Origin of the sequence: Mesorhizobium prunaredense, assembly GCF_900156895.1 — a bacterium.
Classification (GTDB): Bacteria; Pseudomonadota; Alphaproteobacteria; order Rhizobiales; family Rhizobiaceae; genus Mesorhizobium; species Mesorhizobium prunaredense.
The window spans coordinates 1-18,689 of the sequence record NZ_FTPD01000020.1; the positions used below are offsets into that span (position 1 = coordinate 1).

Below are 18,689 nucleotides of genomic sequence, written 5' to 3' on the forward strand. Positions count from 1 at the left end.
GAATAACTTTCCCCGGACAGCCCCTGCCGCAAGGGGGGAGATCGGCAGCTTCGCCGACGGCGCCTACTTCGGAGCGTCCGGCAACGAGAGGTGAAGACCGAGTAGCCGCACACGAGCTACAAGTTCCCCGCTGGTCAAAATCCGCGCGGCTTGGCACAGTCGGGAAAACAGGAGTCCTCCTCATGGCGAAGACCGCGCGTGCGACGAAACCAAAACCCTGGGCCGAGGCGGCGACGCATCTGGTCGACGTCGCGATGGGCAGGAGGCCTGCCGATCTCGTCATCCGCAACGGGCGCTGGGTCAACGTTCATTCCGGCGAGATCATCGCCGGCACCGACATTGCCATTGCCGGCGGCCGATTTGCCTATTGCGGGCCGAATGCCGGTCACGCCATCGGCCAGGGCACCAAGGTGGTCGACGCCGGCGGGCGCTATCTGGTGCCGGGCCTTTGCGACGCTCACATGCATGTCGAGAGCGGCATGGTGACGGTGACGGAGTTCTGCCGCGCGGTCATCCCGCATGGCACCACCTCGATGTTCATCGACCCGCACGAGATCGCCAATGTGCTCGGCCTGCCGGGTGTGCGGCTGATGCATGACGAGGCCGTCGCCATGCCGATCAACGTGCTTGTGCAGATGCCGTCCTGCGTGCCTTCCGCACCTGGGCTGGAGCATGCCGGCGCCGAGCTCACCGTCGCCGATGTGGTAGAGGCGATGGCGTGGGAAAACATCGTCGGACTTGGCGAGGTGATGAACTTTCCCGGTGTCGCTGCCAACGATCCGGTGATGGCCGGCGAGATCGCCGCGACGGTGAGGGCGGGCAAGACCGTCGGCGGCCATTATGCCTCGCGCGATCTCGGCCTGCCGTTCCACGGCTACGTCGCCGGCGGCCCCGAGGACGACCACGAAGGCACGCGCGCCGAGGACGCCATCGCCCGCGTCCGCCAGGGCATGAAGGCAATGCTGAGGCTGGGCTCGGCCTGGTACGACGTCGCCTCGCAGATCAAGGCGGTGACGGAGAGCGGGCTCGATCCGCGCAACTTCATCCTGTGCACCGACGACAGCCATTCCGGGACGCTCGTCCATGAAGGCCATATGGACCGGGTGGTCCGCCACGCCATCAGCCAGGGGTTGAAGCCGGTGACCGCGATCCAGATGGCGACGCTCAACACCGCCCAGCATTTCAGGCTGGAGCGCGAGCTGGGGTCGATCGCGCCGGGCCGGCTCGCCGATCTGCTGATCGTCTCCGATCTGGCCGCAATGACCATCGACGAGGTCTATGGCCGCGGCGTCAGGCTGGCCAAGGGCGGCAAGCTCGACATCGACATTCCGGCCTATGACTATCCGAAGACGGCAAAGAACACCGTCAAGCTCGGCAAGAAGCTCAGACCTGGGGATTTCGACATCGTGGCGCCTGTCGGCGCCAACGAAATTCGGGTGCGGGTGATCGGCGTGATCGAGAACCAGGCGCCGACGCGGGCGCTCGAGGCCGATCTTCCGGTGGAGGACGGGCTGGTCGCCATGGACCGTCGCAACGACGTCTGCCAGATCGCGCTGGTCGAGCGCCACCGCGGCACGGGCGGCGTCACCAACGCCTTCGTCTCCGGCTTCGGCTATATGAGCGACTGCGCCATGGCCTCCAGCGTGGCGCATGATGCGCACCACATCATCGTCGTCGGCACCAGCAAGCAGGACATGGCATTGGCGGTCAACCGGCTGGGCGAGGTCGGCGGTGGTGTCGTGCTGTTCTCCAAAGGCAAGGAACTGGCGCTGGTCGAAATGCCGATCGCCGGGCTGATGTCGGACGAGCGCGCCGAGATCGTCGCCGCCAAGGCCGACAAGCTGACCGAGGCAATGCGCAAGATGGGCTGCTCGCTGAACAACGCCTATATGCAGCACTCGCTGCTGGCGCTGGTCGTCATCCCGGAACTGAGGATTTCCGACGTCGGCCTGATCGACGTGACGACGTTCCAGAAAGTCGACCTGTTCGTCTGACAACGACCAAGGGCGTGTCCACGTCTCTCATCCGCCGGTGGCGATGGTCAGCACCTTGAACGGCGTGGTGATGACGATCTCGGCGACGGAGCCGACGGCCTTGCCGATGCCCTGGCCGAGATTGTCGATCGGCTGCGCCGGATTGACTTCATCTGACGCCAGGCCGGCCGGGGCGCGCAGCCGGTCGCCGAGCAACTGCACCAGGAACGGGTTGTCGGCGAATTTGGCGTGGTTCAGGCGGTCGCCGCCTTTGGTCTTGCTCAGGTCGACCACCGACACGCCATAGCTGGCGAGGTCGGCCGCGTCGCCATAGTCGCCGACGCGCGGCTTGTCGCCGGAGATCAGCGAGGACAGCCTGAGGGCGCGATCGTCGCCCGAAAGCAGGATGGCGAAGGGCTTGTCGGGCTTGCCGTAACGGATCATCTGCTTCTTGAACACATCGACATCGATGTCGGGCGAGGCCAGGATGACATAGCCGAGCTTGTCGCCGAGATCACGGTCGCCGGTGATGGCAAGCTGGCGCAGCGCCTCCATCGTCACCCAGGTGCCCATCGAATGGGCGATGATGTCGATGCTCTTGGCCTTCGTCTTGGCCAGCATGCGCAGCGTCTCTTCGAGGTCGTCGCGCGCGGCGTTGGCGCTTTCCTTGTCGTAGATATAGCCCGTGGTCTTGCCGCTCGACGCCCATGAGAACAGCACCGGCGTGCCGGGATATTTCGTGTCGTGCGCGATCTGCGTCAGCCGGTAGATGCCGTCGTCGAAACCGTTGTTGAAGCCGTGCACGAAAACCAGCGCGCGGTCGCCGCGCATGGCGATGTCGGCGCCGACCGCTTTGGCGAATTGCGGGTCGCCTTCGTAGAATTCGACCTCGGTTGCCGTGAAATCCTTCGCCGGATTGCTGTTGGCGGAGCCCCTGACCCGCTCGATGGCGCCGACCTGATGGATTTTCGGGACGGTGACCTCGACACTGGCAAAACTGGTGGTCGGTGAACGGTCACCGTCGAACACCTGCCGCGGGTCCTTCGTCGCCTTTTTTCGGGTGGTGGCGACGAAGATCTCATGCGTGGCGGCGATGTCGGAGGCAGGCACCGTCACGGTCGTCGTGTTGAGAAGGTCGTGTGTCTTGCGGCCGACGCAGCCGGTCACGGCGAGCGCAAACGCTACGACGAGAAAAGTCTTCGAACGCACGGTCACGCAGGCACCCGCAGGAAGGACGTCAAGCTGGTGACGTCGCTCGCTATTTTGATAAAGCCAAGGGCCGGCCCGGTCCAGTTGAAGGTGATACGATGCTGCCGCAACCGTGACCATGCAGGACGAAAGAAACGGGGCGTCGAACGCGCCTCACTGCCCGAGCAGGCTGATGCGGTCGGTCACCTCGCGGTCGCTGGCAAATCCGTCATCCTCGCGCAGCCGCTGGCCGATCATCTTCACCAACTCGGGGTTGTCGGCGAACTTGGTGTGGTTGAAGCGATCCGATCCCTTGACGCTGGAGAGATCGACGACGCTCACGCCGTAGTCGGCGAGGTCGGCCGCGTCCTTGTAGTCGCCGACGCGCGGCCGCGAACCGGCGATCAGGCCGGAGAGCCGCAGCGCCCGGTCGTCGTCGGACAAAAGCAGGATGAATGGCTTGTTCGGCTTGCCGTAGCGGCGCATCTGGCTCTTGAACACATCGACATCGATGTCGGGCGAGGCCAGCACGACGTCGCCGAGCTTGCCGCCGAGATCGCGGTCGCCGTTGATGGCGAGCTGGCGCAGCGCTTCCATGGTAACCCAGGTCCCCAGCGAATGGGCGACGATGTCGATGCGCCGCGCGCCGGTCTGCGAAAGCATTCTCAGCGTGACTTCCAACTGGTCGCGGGCAGCACTGGCGCTTTCCCTGTCGTAGACATAGTCCCTGGTCTTGGCGCCCGACGCCCAGGAAAACAGCACCGGCGTGCCCGGGTAGCCGGAATCATGGGCGATCTGGGTGACGCGGTAGACGGCGGCGTCGAAGCCGGTGTTGTAGCCATGGACGAAAAGCATGACGCGGCCGCCGCGCGCGGCGATGTCGGCACTGAGCGCGTTGGAGAATTTCGGCGCGGTGTCGTAGCCGACGACGTCGGAGGCCATGAAGTATTTGGCCGGGTCGTTCGACTTGCCGCGCGAGCGCCGCTCGATCCGACCGGCTTCGTGGGTTCCCGGCACGGTGACGTTGACGCGGGCATAGTTCAGCGTGGCCGAGCGCTCACGGTCGAAAACTTTGCTGGGATCGTCGGAGCGCTTGCGCGTCGTGGCGATGAAGATGCTGTGGTTGCCAGCGATATCGGTCACCGGCGCCGACACCATGGCGCTGCCGAGCAGTTCCTCGGTCTGCCGGCCGCCACAGCCGGCAACGAGCAAAGCAAGGACAAGGATACAAATCTTCTTCAACTCTAGAATTCCACTCCGGCCGAAAGGCTTGATCCAATCTCCGCGAACCCTCCCGGACAGCCGAAGTGCGGCAGAAGTAAGTCGTTTCCTGCCGAAATGCGCTCAGCGGCATGCGACAGTCATCGCACTGTTGCGCGAAAGCCAAAATGGCGGCAGGCGCCACTATTCAGGTTTGCGCCGCCCCTCATTGCCCTGCCGGGCATTTCTCCCCGTATAGTGACGGGGAGAAAGACGCCTTCGCAAAAGATTTCGCCAATCTCAAGCGTTGCGGGCAGGGTGCCCAAGCTGCGACAGCCCCTTCTCCCCGTCCCTATACGGGGAGAAGATGCCGGCAGGCAGATGAGGGGCGGCGCCGACTTCGGCAATTGGCTTTTCCGACATGAGTGTATCTTAAGCGATTGCCCTGATCAAACACGCACGGCGTGTGCCGGCGTGTGCTAGCTTCGCGAACACCACAGGCGATCCGGGGTAATTTTTCCGATGACCAGTTTCTCTTCCCGCGTCGTTGTCGCCGCTGCCGCGATCCGCCAGATCTTCCCGGAAACGCCGCTGCAGGAAAACGACTATCTGTCGAAGAAGACCGGAGCGCGCGTGCTGCTGAAGCGCGAAGACCTGTCGCCGGTGCGCTCCTACAAGATCAGGGGCGCCTTCAATTTCTTCCGCAAGGCGCTCGACGCCGGCAATGATGCCGAGCTGTTCGTCTGTGCTTCCGCCGGCAACCATGCGCAGGGCTTTGCCTTCGTCTGCCGTCATTTCGGCAAGCGAGGCGTGGTGTTCATGCCGGTGACGACGCCGCAGCAGAAGATCGACAAGACGCGGCTGTTCGGTGGCGAATTCGTCGAGATCAGGCTGGTCGGCGACTTTTTCGACGACTGCTACCGCGCCGCCTTCGAGTTCACCGAAAGCGCCGGCGCGCACATGGTGCCGCCGTTCGACCACAAGGACATCATCGAGGGGCAGGCGACCGTCGCCTACGAGATATCAGGCCAGATGCCAGGGGCGCGCATGCCCGACATCATCATGCTGCCGGTCGGCGGTGGCGGTCTGGCAGCGGGTGTGACGCATTATTTCGCCGACCAGCGCCGCGACACGCGCTTCGTCTTCTGCGAGCCGGCCGGCGCGCCAAGCCTGAGCGAGAGCCTTGCCACCGGCAAGCGCATCAAGCTCGCCAGGGTCGACAATTTCGTCGACGGCGCGGCGGTGGCCGAGATCGGCCGCGAGCCGTTGCGGCACCTCAGGGCGTTTGCCACTGAAGCGGTGCGGCTGATCCCGGAAAACCGGCTTTGCGCGACCATGATCGAGATGCTGAACGTCGAAGGCGTGGTGCTGGAGCCAGCCGGCGCACTGGCGATCGACGCGTTGAAGGATTTTTCGAAGAAGGAAATCAGGGGCAAGACCATCGTCGCGGTGGTTTCGGGCGGCAATTTCGACTTCGAGCGGCTGCCGGACGTGAAGGAAAGGGCGCTGCGTTTCGAGGGGCTGAAGAAGTACTTCATCATCCGCTTTCCGCAGCGGCCGGGCGCGCTGCGCGACTTCCTCGAATTGCTCGGTCCCGACGACGACATTGCCCGCTTCGAATATCTGAAGAAATCGGCGCGCAATTTCGGTTCGGTGCTGATCGGCATCGAAACCAAGGACCGCCGCAATTTCGAGCTGCTCAACGCCAATTTCGAGGCCGAGGGCGTCCAGTATCAGGACATCACCGACAACGAGACGCTGGCCGGGTTCATCATATGAGCGCCCGAATATGAGTGCCCAGCCGAAAATCTTCGTTGCGCTGTTTTCCGGCATCAATGTCGGCGGCAACCGCATCGTCAAGATGGCGGACTTGCGGTCGTTCTTCGAGGAGCTCGGCTTTGGCGACGTCGCCAGCTATGTGCAGAGCGGCAACGTCGTGTTCCGTTCGGCAAAGGGCGATGCGGCCACGCTGGCCAAAAAGCTGGAAGCGGAATTCGAGAAAAAATGGGGATTTCACTCGCGCATCATGGTGCGCGATCTCGGCTGGTTCGAGCGGCTGGTGGCGGAAAATCCCTATCCGGAAGTCGCCGGCGAGCCGACGAAGCTTCACGCCTATGTGCTGGAGCGCCCGCCGACCGCCGACGAGGTCGCGCGGCTGGCCGAAAAATGCACCGGTCCCGAACGGTTCGAGATCAGGGGCGACGTGCTTTACCTGCATGCACCGGAAGGCCTCGGCAAATCGGTATTTGCCAACCTCATCCCGCGCACGCTGAAAGTTCCCTGCACCGCGCGCAACTGGCGCACGGTGCTGGCGCTGCTGGAGATGGCCGGCCGGAATGGCGGAGCGTAGTCGCCTACGCTGCCGAAGCCTTTTTCCAATCGAAGGTCAGCTCTTCGCGGAAAGCGAAGCGTTTGATGTGGTCGGCGACGACCGTTTCCAGGCGCTCCAGCGAGCCGGCTTCGTCGGCGGTTACCGCGATATGCAGCGCTGCCGGGTCGGCATCGAGAACCGTGCGGCCCGGTGAGAGATCGATCGTGCCGTGGTTCGGATCGAACTCGACCGGAAACTTGTGCGCCCAGTGCTTGCAGAGCTGCTGCAGATAGCGGCTCGCATGTTCAGTGACGACATCGACATGGCTGGTCTGCATGAATGGATTTCTCCTGAGGCAAGCGCGCATCTTTGGATGCGCCAATTTCGAAGCAGGCTCGATGGCCGAACAGATAGGCGCGATTCCGAGAAACGCCATAGATCGTCCGGCTTGGTCGTGCCAGCTCTCGATCTTGTGATTGGCTACCAGCTTCCAGTGTTCGGCATCGACGCCCAGGGCTCGGCCTTGGCCTTGGCCGGGCCTTTCTGCAAAAGCTCGATCGAGATGCCGTCCGGCGATTTGACGAAGGCCATGTTGCCGTCGCGCGGCGGCCGGTTGATGGTGACGCCCTTGTCCATCAGCTGCTGGCAGGTGGCGTAGATATCCTCGACCTCGTAGGCGAGGTGACCGAAATTGCGGCCGCCCTTGTAGTCTTCTGGATCCCAATTGTAGGTGAGCTCGATCAGCGGCGCCTTGTCGGTGATGCCGCTTTGCTCGTCCTCGTCCGCTGCGAGGAAGATCAGCGTGTAGCGCCCCTGTTCGTTTTCGTGGCGGCGCACTTCCTTGAGGCCAAGCTTGTTGCAGTAGAAATCGAGCGAGGCATCGATGTCGGCGACACGGACCATGGTGTGGAGGTAGCGCATGTGATTTTCCTCGAAATGTTGCGTTACGGCGGAACATAGGGGCCACCCGGCCAAAGGGCAATTCCCGATAGCCGCTCCTGCCGGCAAACAACTAATCCGGTATTCCTGCAATGAACCGTGAAAAAACGCAGCTCAGGTCTTGCACACACAGGAAGCGGAAGTGTTAATCTAACGTCAAGAATCAGTTGCGGTATTCTTGGAAAAAGGGGGGCGTTGTTATGGGGGAAAAAGCCTCTTTCATGGGGCGGGACGGAACCGGTCACGACGCCTTGGGAAGAGACGAGAGCGGCGACACGGCCGGTCTTGTCGAGATTGCGGGCGCGATCAAATGGTTCGACGTGGCCAAGGGTTACGGTTTCATTCTTCCCGATGACGGCTCTTCCGGTGATATTCTCCTCCATGTGACATGTCTTCGAAAAGACGGTTTCCAGACCGCCTTGGGAGGTGCGCGCGTCGTCTGCCTGGTCAAGCAAGGTGAGCGCGGATTGCAGGCGTTCCGCGTGCTCTCCATGGATCTCACCACGGCAACCCATCCGGCGGAGATGCAGGAGCAGCGCACCCACGTCTCGGTGACGCCGGAAAGCGGCCTCGAACGGGCGCTGGTGAAATGGTTCAACCGTACCAAGGGGTTCGGTTTCCTGACCCGGGGCGAGGGCACCGAGGACATTTTCGTCCACATGGAGACGCTGCGCCGTTACGGCATTACCGAGCTCAGGCCGGGGCAGGTCGTGCTGGTCCGCTTCGGGCGCGGCGACAAAGGCCTTATGGCTGCCGAAATTCACCCGGATATGGGTACCTTGCCCGTCTCGCACTAAGGTCGCATCCCGATCGAATCGGAATGCGACCTGGTGCTTTCCGCTTGACCATGATCTTTTTCGACCCGTAGGTTCGCGATCATGGTCCAGGTATGTTGAGATTCAGGTCAGGCCGCGCCGAAAATGGTGGATTCCGAGAACCGGAGCGGAGCGTACTTTTGGGTACGTGAGCACCGGAAGCACAGGAAACCGCCGTTTGCAGGCCGACCTCACCTGAATTTCAACATACCTAGGACGATGGCCGAGGATTCTGAATGAGTTACAGGAACTGGCTGACAACGGGCGTACTCTGCGCCGCGATCGCCCTTGTCATCGCCACAGGCGCTTTCTTCCAGCAATCGGCTTCGGCAGACAGCCGGGCGATGATCCTTGCCGTCGACCCGCAGCCGCTGGTCGCGGTGACGAAAGGCGGCGAACGCTCGTTCTCCGTCGAGATCGCCGACACCTCCGCCGAGCGCGAGGCCGGCCTGATGTTTCGCCAAGAGATGGCAGACGATCATGGCATGCTGTTCGTGTTCGAGGAGCCTCGGGATGTCAGCTTCTGGATGAAGAACACGCCGATGCCGCTCGACCTGATCTTTGTCGGTCAGGACGGCAGGATCCGGGCGATCAAGCAAGGCGAGCCGCAGTCCGAGGCGATGATCTCGCCCGGCGAGCCGGTTCGCTTCGTGCTAGAGCTCAAGGCGGGCACGGCCACCAGGAGCGGGATCGAGGACGGCGACCTGTTGCGTCACCCGGCAATCGGCACTGCGCACAACTGAACGCGCAGGATCCATCGCAGATGCAGTTTTTTTCCCATGACGGTTTTGACCTTGCCTTCCTCGACCGCCAGCCGGCATCGGGGCAGGGCGATCCGGTGCTCATGATCCATGGCTTTGCCTCGACCCATTACGTCAACTGGGTGTCGCCCGGCTGGTTCAAGGCGCTGAACGATGCCGGCTACCGCGCCATCGCCTTCGACAATCGCGGCCATGGCGCCTCGTCGAAGAGCTATCAGGAGGCCGATTATACGCCGGCAAGAATGGCTTCCGACGGGGCAGCGTTGCTGAACCATCTCGGCATCGAACGCGCCCATGTCATGGGCTACTCGATGGGCGCGCGGATATCTGCTTTCCTGGCGCTTTCCGATCCGGACAAGGTGGCGACGCTGGTCTTCGGCGGTCTCGGCGTCGGCATGGTCGACGGCGTCGGCGACTGGGATCCGATTGCCGCCGCCCTTCTGGCCGACGATACCGATGCCACCAGCCATCCGCGCGGCCGCTCGTTTCGCGCCTTCGCCGACCAGACCCGCAGCGACCGCCGGGCGCTGGCCGCCTGCATTGCCACTTCACGGGAATTGCTGGCCGAGGCCGACATTGCGCGCATCGCCCAGCCGACGTTGATTGCCGTCGGCACCAAGGACGATATCGGCGGTTCGCCCGACGAACTGGCCGCCTTGATGCCGAACGCCAGGGCTTTCCACATCGAGGGCCGCGACCACATGCTGGCCGTCGGCGACAAGACCTTCAAGCAGCGGGTGCTGGAGTTTTATGCCGAAAATCCGCTGTGAGCACATCGGTGGTTAAGTTGGGGTGACTCAAGGCCTGAAGAATGCAGCGGCTCAGGATAAAAGCCGATCCGTAGCGATCCTTCGCGCCGGCATCAAAGGTGCTGCACCCGCAGCAGCGCTCATGCCTCAAGCGCTTCGAGCGAACGCTCCATGTTTTGCCGAGCCCGAGCTTCGAACCGCTGCCGGAACTCCTCGGTGTGGAAGATGTGCGGGCGGGCGAGGAAACTCTTCAGAACAGCACTGCGGCCGGCACGCCACATCGGCTCCTCCACCCAGCCATATTCGCGGCGCACCGCCTGTTCATAGGCGTCGAAGGCATCAGGCGGCGTCCCCAGGATCGCCAGGTCCATGTCGAGGAACAGCGCTGCGTCGCGGGCGGCATTCTCGTCGTCAAACTGCGGCAATTCATGCGTGGCGGTGGCTGATATCATCGCCGTGATGCGGCCAAGGCGTTGTGCATCGGTGCGGCCGGCGAGCTTTTTCTCGGCAAGGGCGGCACTCCTCGCCTCGTTGTCCTTGGCCCGGCTGTCATAGATGGCGTCGTGAAACCAGGTCGCAGCCTCGACCGCCTCGGGGTCGTGCAACGATGCCCGATAGCGGCCGGCCAGCGCCAGCATCGCCTCGATATGGGCAAGGCTGTGATAGTGGCGGCCTTCGGTCTGGTAGAGCGCGGCAAGCTCATGCTTCAGCGGCTCGTCGATCAAGGCTTGGTTTTCCATGGCCGCTTGAATTTCCGTGAACCAAATCCATTTGACAAAGCACTAAGGAAAATTGAGTTCAACCGTGCTACGATCTGGCTTATAGAGCATGTCGCGCAAAAGTGCGCAGCGCTTTTGGTGCCAAGCCGGAGACACCAGATGGCCGGAGACCATTGATGAACAGCGTTACGATTGCCCGCCCGACCATGGTGAAGCCGATCGACCCGATCTGGCGCTCGATCCGCGACGAAGCGATGGAGGCGGTCAACCGCGATCCGCTGCTGGCGGCGTTCCTCTATTCGACCATCCTCAACCAGGAAAGCCTGGAGGAAGCGGTCATCCATCGGCTGGCCGAACGGCTCGCCCATCAGGATATCGGTTCCGATCTCATCCGCCAGACATTCAAGGCGATGTCAGCCGACGACAAGGATTGGGCGTCGACGGTGCGTGTCGACATCCAGGCCTATTACGACCGCGATCCGGCCTGCGACCGCTTCATCATGCCGGTGCTCTATTTCAAGGGTTTTCATGCCATCCAGACGCACCGGCTGGCGCATTGGCTGTGGAACCAGGGCCGCCAGGATTTCGCGCTCTACCTGCAGAGCCGGTCGTCCTCGGTGTTCCAGACCGACATCAACCCGGCCGCCCGCATCGGCAAGGGCATCTTCCTCGACCACGCCACCGGCCTCGTCGTCGGCCAGACGGCGGTGATCGAGGACGACGTGTCGATCCTGCACGGCGTGACGCTGGGCGGCACCGGCAAAGCCGGCGGCGACCGCCATCCAAAAATCCGCTACGGCGTGCTGATCGGCGCCGGTGCAAAGATCCTCGGCAACATCGAAGTCGGCCATTGCTCCAAGATCGCGGCAGGCTCGGTGGTGCTGTCGCCGGTGCCGCACAACAAGACGGTTGCCGGCGTGCCGGCCCGCGTCGTCGGCGAGACCGGCTGCGACCGGCCCTCGCGGCAGATGGACCAGCTTTTGCCTTCGCAATCGATGGACCACGTCGTCAGCTTCGATATCTGAGCGATCGGGCAGAGGCTCGTCGCGTCGGACGTCGATGTCGGCGTATAGCGACGTCGGCACCCTTTCCGCAGCGCTGCAGATTGGCGAAATCCTTTGCAAGGGCGTCTTTCTCCCCGTCACTATACGGGGAGAAATGCCCGGCAGGGCAATGAGGGGCAGCGCAAACCTCAAGCGATTGCCCTGGTTCTCGCGCCGGCTTGCCTTTACATCGCCATTGTCGACGTGCCAGAAGCGCGCTCAAACGAGCAAGACCGACGATCGGAGAAGACTTTTGAAGCCGGACGAAATCAGAAAGCTGGACGCCTATTTCAAGCGCGTCTTCCAGAACCCGAAGCTTGAGGTGAAGGCGCGGCCGCGCAAGGACGATTCGGCCGAGGTCTACGTCGGCGACGAATTCCTCGGCATCGTCTTCAAGGACGAGGACGACGGCGACTATAATTTCTCGATGGCGATCCTCGACATCGACCTGGCCTGAGGCGCGGAATTTACGACTGGCGGCAGGCAGCCCCATACCTCCAAGCGCTGCGGCGGTGGGAACCTTGCGAGATGCCGGAGGGACAGCGCCCGGGCCTATCCCGCCAGCGCAACTTCTGCGTTGCTGCGGCGGTTCACCACCATCCTAATGCCCTGCCTTCAGCATAAGCGCGGCCTTGGCGGCGATGGCTGCGTCGAGCGCCTGCCAGTCGCTCAGAAATTCCATGGGAAAGCGGTAGCTGAGGCTGAGATTGTCGCCGACCAGAATGTCGCGTTCGCAGGGCGCCAGCGATTGCGCGGCACTTGGGCCGCTCAGGCAGCGGGCCACGAACGGGTCCTTGCCCGGTCGATTGCCAACCGCCAGCATTTCGTTGAAATAGCCTGAGTTTTCACTGAAGCCGTAAAGCGCCGTGCCGCCCGGACCGGGCGTGCCGGGTTCGACGATCAGGGCGCTGTAGATCGGCGCGAAGCGGCCGCTCATGTCACGCGACATGACCTGTCGTTCGAACGACAGGAAGATGATGCTCTTGCTGGGTCCAGTGTGGTTGAAATCGTCGCGGGCGGCCTCGCTGTAGCCGTCCATTTCGGGATAACGCAGATAGAGGTCGAGGCGCGAGGCGATGCCGTCGCGCCGCGCCTGGTCGAAGCGGATGACATTGGCCGGCACGGCGATGACGTTGTTGCCGATCACGACCTCGTGGATTGTCGTGTCGTCGGTATATCCGGCCATGGCGATCGAGCGGCCCAACCATTTGCCGCCAACGCTGATCGTCATCGAAAGCGCTGCCAGCGCCGCGAACACGTAGAACACCCGCTTCATCAACTTGGAATCGACGACGGTGAGTTGCGGACCGTTGGCGGTGGCTGCCTGCTTCATCGCGATCCCCGATTATCGGCAGCCTGTCCCAATGTGTCTTCCCTTGGGCTGTCCTTGAGCGACCCATGTGCGTGGCACGGCTCTTGCGGCACGCCTGTCGAAACACGACTGTGCGATTTCATGGTAAATGGAAGGTAAAGATGGGTCGGGTCGGACACACACTCGTTGCTTTTATAGTTGCCTGACGGCGCTGATCTCTTGCGGTTGCACCGGCGACGATCTTTGGCGTTGGGCGTCGTGCTGATCGACATTGCATCCCAGGCAGGCACTCTCCTAGGGTCGACCGATCTTTCAGCCTGACGATTCGGAGGAGAAAAATGCCGCTCTATGCGATCGACGGAAATGCCCCCGGTTTCGAGGACGCCGACAGCAACTGGATCGCGCCCGACGCTACCCTGATCGGCGACATAAAGATCGGCCGCAACGCGGGCTTCTGGTTCGGCGTCGTCATCCGCGGCGACGACGAGCCGATCATCATCGGCGCCGATACCAATGTGCAGGAACACACGGTCATGCATACCGATGTCGGTTTTCCCCTGACCATCGGGCAAGGCTGCACGATCGGCCATCGCGCCTTGCTGCATGGCTGCACGATCGGCGACAACAGCCTGATCGGCATGGGCGCCATCGTGCTGAACGGCGCGAAGATCGGCAAGAATTCGCTGGTCGGCGCCGGCGCCCTGGTCACCGAAGGCAAGGAATTCCCCGACAATTCGCTGATCATCGGCTCGCCCGCCCGTTTGGTGCGAACACTGGACGATGCCGCGGTGGCAAGCCTGCGCGCTTCGGCCGCGCACTACGTCGCCAACGGCAAACGCTTCAAGGCGGGGCTGACGATGACCTGAGGCCAGCCTTGCTCAAATCGTCGGCTATAGGGTTCACCGGCATCGTCGCCCAACTCACCGTCCATTGGAGCCGCGCATGGTCATCGCATCGCGCAGCAACGAAGCGCCGGCTTCAAAACCGGCATTGTCGGCGTCCTCGAGGGCTGTCGTATAGTCGTCGATGCCGGTTTCGAGGGATGGGTCGGCGCTCGCCGCCAACAGCAGGCGGATGGCATCGACGCTACGGATGGCGACCGCATAGTGAAGCGGTGTCCAGTCGTTTACGCCCCGCATGTTCGGGTCTGCGCCCCCATCGATCAGGATTCGGATGATTTCCAGTCTGTCAGCCCGGTCGGTGGACAGTGCCGCGATGATTGCCGGAAAACCGCCGTGGTGGTGATAGTTCGGGTCCGAGCCCGCATCCAGTAAGATCGAGATGAAAGCGGCGGGGCTCCAATAGATCGCATACTCCAGTGGATGCCCAAGGCCGAATTCAAAGGGCATCTGCTCGTCGAACCAGCCGGGTGAGCCGCCGAGAGCCACACCGAGGGCCTCGAAGTCGCCCGCCTTGAACGCGTCGTCGATGGCCTTGAACAGGCGGTGGCGCTCGCATCGATCTTCCGGGATTTCCAACATCGCAGCGATCCGGAGGTTGAATTGGCTTGGCTGCCATATTGCTCCCATCCGCAGTTGCCTGAAAGCCTCATGGCGGTTGCGATTGGAGAGCAGTTCTTGCGGCTGCGTTTGCTAGAATCTCATCCCGCCTTAGTCTCGTAAGCTGCCGAGAACCCCCGGAACGGCGCACGCAAAGCTGCGCATGCAGCCCATTTTCAAAAGCAGCTCGTTATGGGTGCCGAGTTCCACGATGCGGTCAGTCGTACCCCGAACTTATCGCATCGACATCAAGTTCGTGATCAGACCTGCCTTGATGTTGAGCACGGGTCGATCGGCCTCCGGATGACCGATGTCGTTCAGCTGATCGGCCGTCAAGTCGGCCAGTGCCCTGCGTCTTGCGACGGTGCGCCGCCACCCCCTGAAGGCGGCAATCATCATTGCTGCGCCCTTCAGGCTAGGTCCGAACAAATGTCTTTTCGGGGTGTGGGCGGCGCGAGTTTGCGTGTCAGCCATTTTTAGTCTCCCATTTCGAGATTTGCGGATGAGAGCGTGCCATGCGGCTGTTTTCGGGCCGTTCGGCTGTGCGTGAAAAAAACGGATAAGCCCGACGAGCTGCCGTTAAATCGGTGTTAAATCCATCTGCCGGAATGCTATTCTGACGCGGCGATCAAAGTCTGGAGACGGATCTGTGCGCATCAGGTTGCTGGGCGGCCTCGAGATTACCTCCCCGGAGCGCCGGCCCGTCCGCTTCGCCACGCGCAAGACTTCGCTGCTTTTTGCTGCCTTGGTGCTGGCGGGCCGCCGCGGCCATCGTCGCGAGTTGCTTTCCGAAGCCTTTTGGCCGGGACGAAGCAATGGCCAGGCGCGCAATAGTTTGCGGCAAGCGCTGGTCGACATCCGGCGCTCGTTCCCGACCAGCAAGGATGCCACCGTCTACATCCACGGGGATCAGGAAGCCATCGCGCTGATTGCCGGTCCGGATGATGCGGACATTTCGATCTTCGACCGGAAACTGGAGCAGGGCGGGGCGGCCGATCTCGCCTTCGCCGCCGACCTCTACCGCGGTGGGGTGCTTGCGGGGGAAGCCATTCCTGAGGAACTGGATGAGTGGTTTGGACCCTATCTGGACAGGTATCAGCGCAAGGCGCTGCAGTTGGTCGATCGGCTGAGCCTCGCGCTGCCGATACCCGGCTCAGCGGAAGAGACGGCCTGCGAAGGGCTGGCAGAGAGATTGCTTGCCTCAGATCCTACCGCGGAGGCCGCCCATCGGGCGCTGATCCGGATCCACGCTCATCGCGGTCACGAAAACGCCGCCTTGCGCCAGTTCGAGCTCTGTCGGAAGGCCCTGAAAAAGCAGCTGGATGCGGAGCCGGAGGCGCAAACAAGCTCGCTGGCGGCTTCTCTCCAGTCCCGCGAACGAACTGGTGATCGGCGGCCCGGGCCAAGCTCTGGCGTCGCGGCGTCGGCGCAGGTGCTGGTCCCAACGAGACACGACGACCAGCCGTCAATTGCGGTGCTGCCGTTTCAGAATCTAAGCGGTGATATAGAGCAGGAATATTTTGCCGACGGTATGGTGGAAGACATCGTCACCGCCCTGGCTCACTTTCGTCACCTGTTCGTAGTCGCAGGGAATTCGAGTTTTACATACAAGGGACGCTCGATAGACATAAAGCAGGTCGGGCGTGAACTGGGCGTGCGCTATGTGGTCGAGGGAAGCGTGCGGCGGGCGGGCGACCGCCTGCGCATCACCGGACAACTCCTCGACGCTTCGAGCGGCCTCCACCTGTGGGCTGACCGTTTTGAGGGTACTTTAGCCGAGGTTTTTGATTTTCAGGACCAGATCGCCTCGAGCATCGTCGGCGCGATCACCCCAAAGGTCGAGGAGGCGGAAATTGAGCGCGCCAAGCGCAAGCCGACTGAGGACCTCGACGCCTACGACTATTATCTGCGCGGGTTGGCGTCCCACGACCGAGCGGTCAACACCAAGGAAACCATGGATGACGCTCTGCGGTTCTTCATGAAGGCGATCGGCTGTGACCCGGTGTTCGCTGCCGCCTATGCCCGGGCGGCGCGCTGCTATGCGGCGCGAAAGAGCAACCGCTGGATGATCGATCGCTTAGATGAGACTGCCGAGGCGACCCGACTGGCAAAGAGAGCGATCGAACTTGGATGGGACGATGCAATTGCCCTTTCGTACGGCGGATACGTGCTCGGCTATGTAGGCGGCGATGTGGAGGAAAGCGCGGCTTGCATCGAGCGTGCGCTTGGCCTGAACCCGAACTTGGCTGCGGCGTGGGGTTACAGCGCCTGGGTTCAAGCGTGCTTAGGTGAGCCGGAGAAAGCCGTCGAGCGCGCCGCGCAGGCAATGCGCCTCAGTCCGTTCGATCCTCGCTTTTTTGTTTGGGAATTTTGCACCGCGCTCGCTCACTTTTGTGCCGGGCGCTACAACGATGCTGCTGAGTGGGCGAAAAGGTCTTTGCGCTCGCAACCAAACTACGCGAGTGCGACGCGTGTGGCGACGGCAAGTTACGTCTTGGCCAGTCGGCTTTCGGAAGCCGAGAAGATGATGGCTCGCCTGCGCGAACTCGATCCTACGTTGCGGCTTTCGAATCTCGCCGAGGTGCTGCCGCCGTTTTATCGACCGGACGATCGCAGCAGATATATCGAAGGCCTTCGCAAGGCGGGCCTGCCGGACTAACGCCGTGTCAGCGTGAAGCGAGGCAGACGGCTTCGACACCAGATCGTGTTGCTCGGTGCGACTTAACCATGATCAGCATGATTTAGTTGGCCAGCTCGCGGGCGCCCCAATGGCTGTGTTGCATGGCCGAAGTGCTGCCGATGGATGCCTAATATCAGGTGACGGTTGACCGTGGAGGCCTGTGACCTAGCTTAAAGCCTAGCCGGGCCGTCCAGAGCCGGAAATGGCGGGGTGGTACGCTACCGTGGGAGAACTCTCGGGACGTTGAGATGCAGAGGTGCAAGTCGGCTTTTCAGAGCCTGTGCGCCCTTGGCGGCCGACAACCGGCGGCCACGGCATGTCAAGTTTCGTTTCAAACAAAAGTCATCTGCGCCGGCACGACTATCAACGCGCGACCGACGCTCCGCCATGCAACAACAATTCGAGCACGGGAGGGCCCTCGAAGCAAGTGACAGATTCGAACGCGATCAAAGGCTTTAGCCAGCACCAAGGCGAGGGGCCAACACCGCTTCACGATCTTAAGAATACACCCAGGACGGCACAGGCACGACAATGCCAAATCATCTTGCCGAAATTTACGCAAACGACGCAGATCTCGCCATCCTGGGCGGGATAGCAACATTTGCCTCGGTGGGCCTCTATCTTGTGCTCCGGCGTATCCATATCGCGGTGCAACGGCGTCGCCTCAAATCAGATGTGAGCGAAGGCGGATCTGACCTCCCCGAGGAGGAGGTTTCTTGGGATTGGGAAAGCCCGGTCGACCTTGCAACCGAGCCTGCTTCTTCTTCTCAGCTTGCCGTGCCCTCAGACACGGCAGACCTGGGTATTCGGCGTCAGGATGCCAATTGCCTTCGGTTCGGGGTGCGAATCGAGTATTTCGACTTGATCTCCGAAGCTTGCGAGAGCTCGTCTGTGACCCAGACCAACGCTTTCGCTTCCGCGACGAACATAGCGCAATCCGGCCGACTTGCGACATCGATCAGGGAAATCGCTGGCTATGTCCATAGGCAGGTGGCGGCTGATCTTGCCGCCCTAACTAGTCCAATATTCAGGGCTCTGAGCCGTATCCCGACACAACTCGCCCTCGCGAAGGATCCCGACCCCACCACAGCGATGGCCTCACCTCCTCGGGTTCGCAGGGCGATCGGTCTTGTGCCCCGCTTTGGCGTCGCCGCAATCTGTCTGGCCGTGCCGCTTAGCTATGCGATGACGAGACAAAACTGGGTCGAAAGCGCCCCCGCCATTTCGCGGGTCCAGGGCAACGCCAATCCGGGCCTTTCGCGACCCGTCGAGCTTCCGGCGAGTGCTGCATTAGATGTGCGTGGGCCAGCCCAGGGAGACGAGCGCACGAGTGTCGAATTGCTCAGCCCGGATCTCACGGCTGCCCGGGCGCAAGTCGGAGCAGCTGCTGCTCAGGCAGCCGCAGCGAGGGAATTGGCCGGCCAGGAGCACCAGGCGGCGGAAGGCGAGCGCGCCAGGAGCGCCGCTCTGCAGCGAGCGCTGCTCAAGTCGCACAAGGAG

Annotated in this window: 18 protein-coding genes; 10 read left to right on the plus strand and 8 right to left on the minus strand. The window is 62.3% G+C overall.

What is annotated here, in order from left to right; all coding sequences use genetic code 11:
• Positions 1–182 precede the first annotated feature (182 nt).
• Positions 183–1,994, plus strand: a complete 1,812-nt coding sequence (gene ade / locus BQ8794_RS15885; protein WP_077379188.1) for an adenine deaminase — start codon at positions 183–185, stop codon at positions 1,992–1,994.
• Positions 1,995–2,021: 27 nt separating this feature from the next.
• Here ade and BQ8794_RS15890 read toward each other — a convergent pair whose 3' ends face one another.
• Both BQ8794_RS15890 and BQ8794_RS15895 read right to left on the minus strand, forming a co-directional pair.
• Positions 2,022–3,188, minus strand: coding sequence for an alpha/beta hydrolase (locus BQ8794_RS15890; RefSeq protein WP_077379308.1), 1,167 nt, complete (start codon positions 3,186–3,188; stop codon positions 2,022–2,024).
• 147 nt (positions 3,189–3,335) lie between these two features.
• Positions 3,336–4,403: an alpha/beta hydrolase gene (locus BQ8794_RS15895; protein ID WP_244554998.1), complete on the minus strand. Its 1,068-nt coding sequence runs from the start codon at positions 4,401–4,403 to the stop codon at positions 3,336–3,338.
• A 480-nt stretch (positions 4,404–4,883) separates the two neighbouring features.
• Here BQ8794_RS15895 and ilvA point away from each other — a divergent pair, with 480 nt between their 5' ends.
• A complete protein-coding gene (gene ilvA, locus BQ8794_RS15905; RefSeq protein WP_077379192.1) occupies positions 4,884–6,140 on the plus strand; it encodes a threonine ammonia-lyase IlvA in 1,257 nt (418 codons plus the stop codon).
• 10 nt (positions 6,141–6,150) lie between these two features.
• The gene (locus tag BQ8794_RS15910) at positions 6,151–6,711 is read left to right on the plus strand and encodes a DUF1697 domain-containing protein (protein ID WP_077379194.1); all 561 of its coding nucleotides are present in this window, start codon (positions 6,151–6,153) and stop codon (positions 6,709–6,711) included.
• 4 nt (positions 6,712–6,715) lie between these two features.
• Here the strand turns inward: BQ8794_RS15910 and BQ8794_RS15915 are convergent, their stop codons facing one another.
• Together BQ8794_RS15915 and gloA are read right to left on the minus strand one after the other, a co-directional pair.
• On the minus strand, positions 6,716–7,009 hold the full coding sequence (locus BQ8794_RS15915; RefSeq protein ID WP_077379310.1) for a DUF2218 domain-containing protein: 294 nt from the start codon (positions 7,007–7,009) through the stop codon (positions 6,716–6,718).
• A 143-nt stretch (positions 7,010–7,152) separates the two neighbouring features.
• Complete coding sequence (gene gloA / locus BQ8794_RS15920; protein ID WP_077379196.1) at positions 7,153–7,593, minus strand: lactoylglutathione lyase; 441 nt, start codon at positions 7,591–7,593, stop codon at positions 7,153–7,155.
• Positions 7,594–7,811: 218 nt separating this feature from the next.
• Here gloA and BQ8794_RS15925 point away from each other — a divergent pair, with 218 nt between their 5' ends.
• The 3 genes from BQ8794_RS15925 to BQ8794_RS15935 all read left to right on the plus strand — a co-directional run bounded on the left by BQ8794_RS15925 (position 7,812) and on the right by BQ8794_RS15935 (position 9,957).
• Positions 7,812–8,408 (plus strand): cold-shock protein, encoded by a 597-nt coding sequence (locus BQ8794_RS15925; protein WP_077379198.1) that lies wholly within the window; start codon positions 7,812–7,814, stop codon positions 8,406–8,408.
• Positions 8,409–8,662: 254 nt separating this feature from the next.
• Positions 8,663–9,169 (plus strand): DUF192 domain-containing protein, encoded by a 507-nt coding sequence (locus BQ8794_RS15930; protein ID WP_077379201.1) that lies wholly within the window; start codon positions 8,663–8,665, stop codon positions 9,167–9,169.
• Between the two features lie 20 nt (positions 9,170–9,189).
• A complete protein-coding gene (locus tag BQ8794_RS15935; protein WP_167378759.1) occupies positions 9,190–9,957 on the plus strand; it encodes an alpha/beta fold hydrolase in 768 nt (255 codons plus the stop codon).
• Between the two features lie 119 nt (positions 9,958–10,076).
• Here BQ8794_RS15935 and BQ8794_RS15940 read toward each other — a convergent pair whose 3' ends face one another.
• Complete coding sequence (locus BQ8794_RS15940; protein WP_077379204.1) at positions 10,077–10,676, minus strand: HD domain-containing protein; 600 nt, start codon at positions 10,674–10,676, stop codon at positions 10,077–10,079.
• 155 nt (positions 10,677–10,831) lie between these two features.
• Here BQ8794_RS15940 and cysE point away from each other — a divergent pair, with 155 nt between their 5' ends.
• Positions 10,832–11,680: a serine O-acetyltransferase gene (gene cysE, locus BQ8794_RS15945; protein WP_077379206.1), complete on the plus strand. Its 849-nt coding sequence runs from the start codon at positions 10,832–10,834 to the stop codon at positions 11,678–11,680.
• A 271-nt stretch (positions 11,681–11,951) separates the two neighbouring features.
• A complete protein-coding gene (locus BQ8794_RS15950) occupies positions 11,952–12,155 on the plus strand; it encodes a DUF3126 family protein (protein WP_013531334.1) in 204 nt (67 codons plus the stop codon).
• A 144-nt stretch (positions 12,156–12,299) separates the two neighbouring features.
• Here BQ8794_RS15950 and BQ8794_RS15955 read toward each other — a convergent pair whose 3' ends face one another.
• A complete protein-coding gene (locus BQ8794_RS15955) occupies positions 12,300–13,031 on the minus strand; it encodes a hypothetical protein (protein WP_077379208.1) in 732 nt (243 codons plus the stop codon).
• Between the two features lie 317 nt (positions 13,032–13,348).
• On the opposite strand from BQ8794_RS15955, the gene BQ8794_RS15960 reads away from it, so the two are divergent.
• Complete coding sequence (locus BQ8794_RS15960; protein WP_077379210.1) at positions 13,349–13,876, plus strand: gamma carbonic anhydrase family protein; 528 nt, start codon at positions 13,349–13,351, stop codon at positions 13,874–13,876.
• A gap of 54 nt (positions 13,877–13,930) precedes the next feature.
• Here BQ8794_RS15960 and BQ8794_RS15965 read toward each other — a convergent pair whose 3' ends face one another.
• The gene (locus tag BQ8794_RS15965; RefSeq protein WP_167378760.1) at positions 13,931–14,491 is read right to left on the minus strand and encodes an ankyrin repeat domain-containing protein; all 561 of its coding nucleotides are present in this window, start codon (positions 14,489–14,491) and stop codon (positions 13,931–13,933) included.
• A gap of 252 nt (positions 14,492–14,743) precedes the next feature.
• On the minus strand, positions 14,744–14,983 hold the full coding sequence (locus BQ8794_RS15970; RefSeq protein WP_077379214.1) for a YjiS-like domain-containing protein: 240 nt from the start codon (positions 14,981–14,983) through the stop codon (positions 14,744–14,746).
• A 175-nt stretch (positions 14,984–15,158) separates the two neighbouring features.
• Between BQ8794_RS15970 and BQ8794_RS15975 the strand changes: the two genes are divergently transcribed.
• Positions 15,159–17,168, plus strand: coding sequence for a BTAD domain-containing putative transcriptional regulator (locus tag BQ8794_RS15975; RefSeq protein WP_077379216.1), 2,010 nt, complete (start codon positions 15,159–15,161; stop codon positions 17,166–17,168).
• Positions 17,169–18,689: the final 1,521 nt, after the last annotated feature.

Excerpts from the sequence above, each read along its gene's own strand:
- cysE (WP_077379206.1), top strand. The coding sequence starts at position 10,832 with ATGAACAGCGTTACGATTGCCCGCCCGACCATGGTGAAGCCGATCGAC.
- BQ8794_RS15930 (WP_077379201.1), top strand. The coding sequence starts at position 8,663 with ATGAGTTACAGGAACTGGCTGACAACGGGCGTACTCTGCGCCGCGATC.
- BQ8794_RS15960 (WP_077379210.1), top strand. The coding sequence starts at position 13,349 with ATGCCGCTCTATGCGATCGACGGAAATGCCCCCGGTTTCGAGGACGCC.
- BQ8794_RS15940 (WP_077379204.1), bottom strand. The coding sequence starts at position 10,676 with ATGGAAAACCAAGCCTTGATCGACGAGCCGCTGAAGCATGAGCTTGCC.
- BQ8794_RS15970 (WP_077379214.1), bottom strand. The coding sequence starts at position 14,983 with ATGGCTGACACGCAAACTCGCGCCGCCCACACCCCGAAAAGACATTTG.
- BQ8794_RS15925 (WP_077379198.1), top strand. The coding sequence starts at position 7,812 with ATGGGGGAAAAAGCCTCTTTCATGGGGCGGGACGGAACCGGTCACGAC.
- BQ8794_RS15915 (WP_077379310.1), bottom strand. The coding sequence starts at position 7,009 with ATGCAGACCAGCCATGTCGATGTCGTCACTGAACATGCGAGCCGCTAT.
- ade (WP_077379188.1), top strand. The coding sequence starts at position 183 with ATGGCGAAGACCGCGCGTGCGACGAAACCAAAACCCTGGGCCGAGGCG.
- gloA (WP_077379196.1), bottom strand. The coding sequence starts at position 7,593 with ATGCGCTACCTCCACACCATGGTCCGTGTCGCCGACATCGATGCCTCG.
- BQ8794_RS15935 (WP_167378759.1), top strand. The coding sequence starts at position 9,190 with ATGCAGTTTTTTTCCCATGACGGTTTTGACCTTGCCTTCCTCGACCGC.
- ilvA (WP_077379192.1), top strand. The coding sequence starts at position 4,884 with ATGACCAGTTTCTCTTCCCGCGTCGTTGTCGCCGCTGCCGCGATCCGC.
- BQ8794_RS15910 (WP_077379194.1), top strand. The coding sequence starts at position 6,151 with ATGAGTGCCCAGCCGAAAATCTTCGTTGCGCTGTTTTCCGGCATCAAT.
- BQ8794_RS15955 (WP_077379208.1), bottom strand. The coding sequence starts at position 13,031 with ATGAAGCAGGCAGCCACCGCCAACGGTCCGCAACTCACCGTCGTCGAT.
- BQ8794_RS15965 (WP_167378760.1), bottom strand. The coding sequence starts at position 14,491 with ATGTTGGAAATCCCGGAAGATCGATGCGAGCGCCACCGCCTGTTCAAG.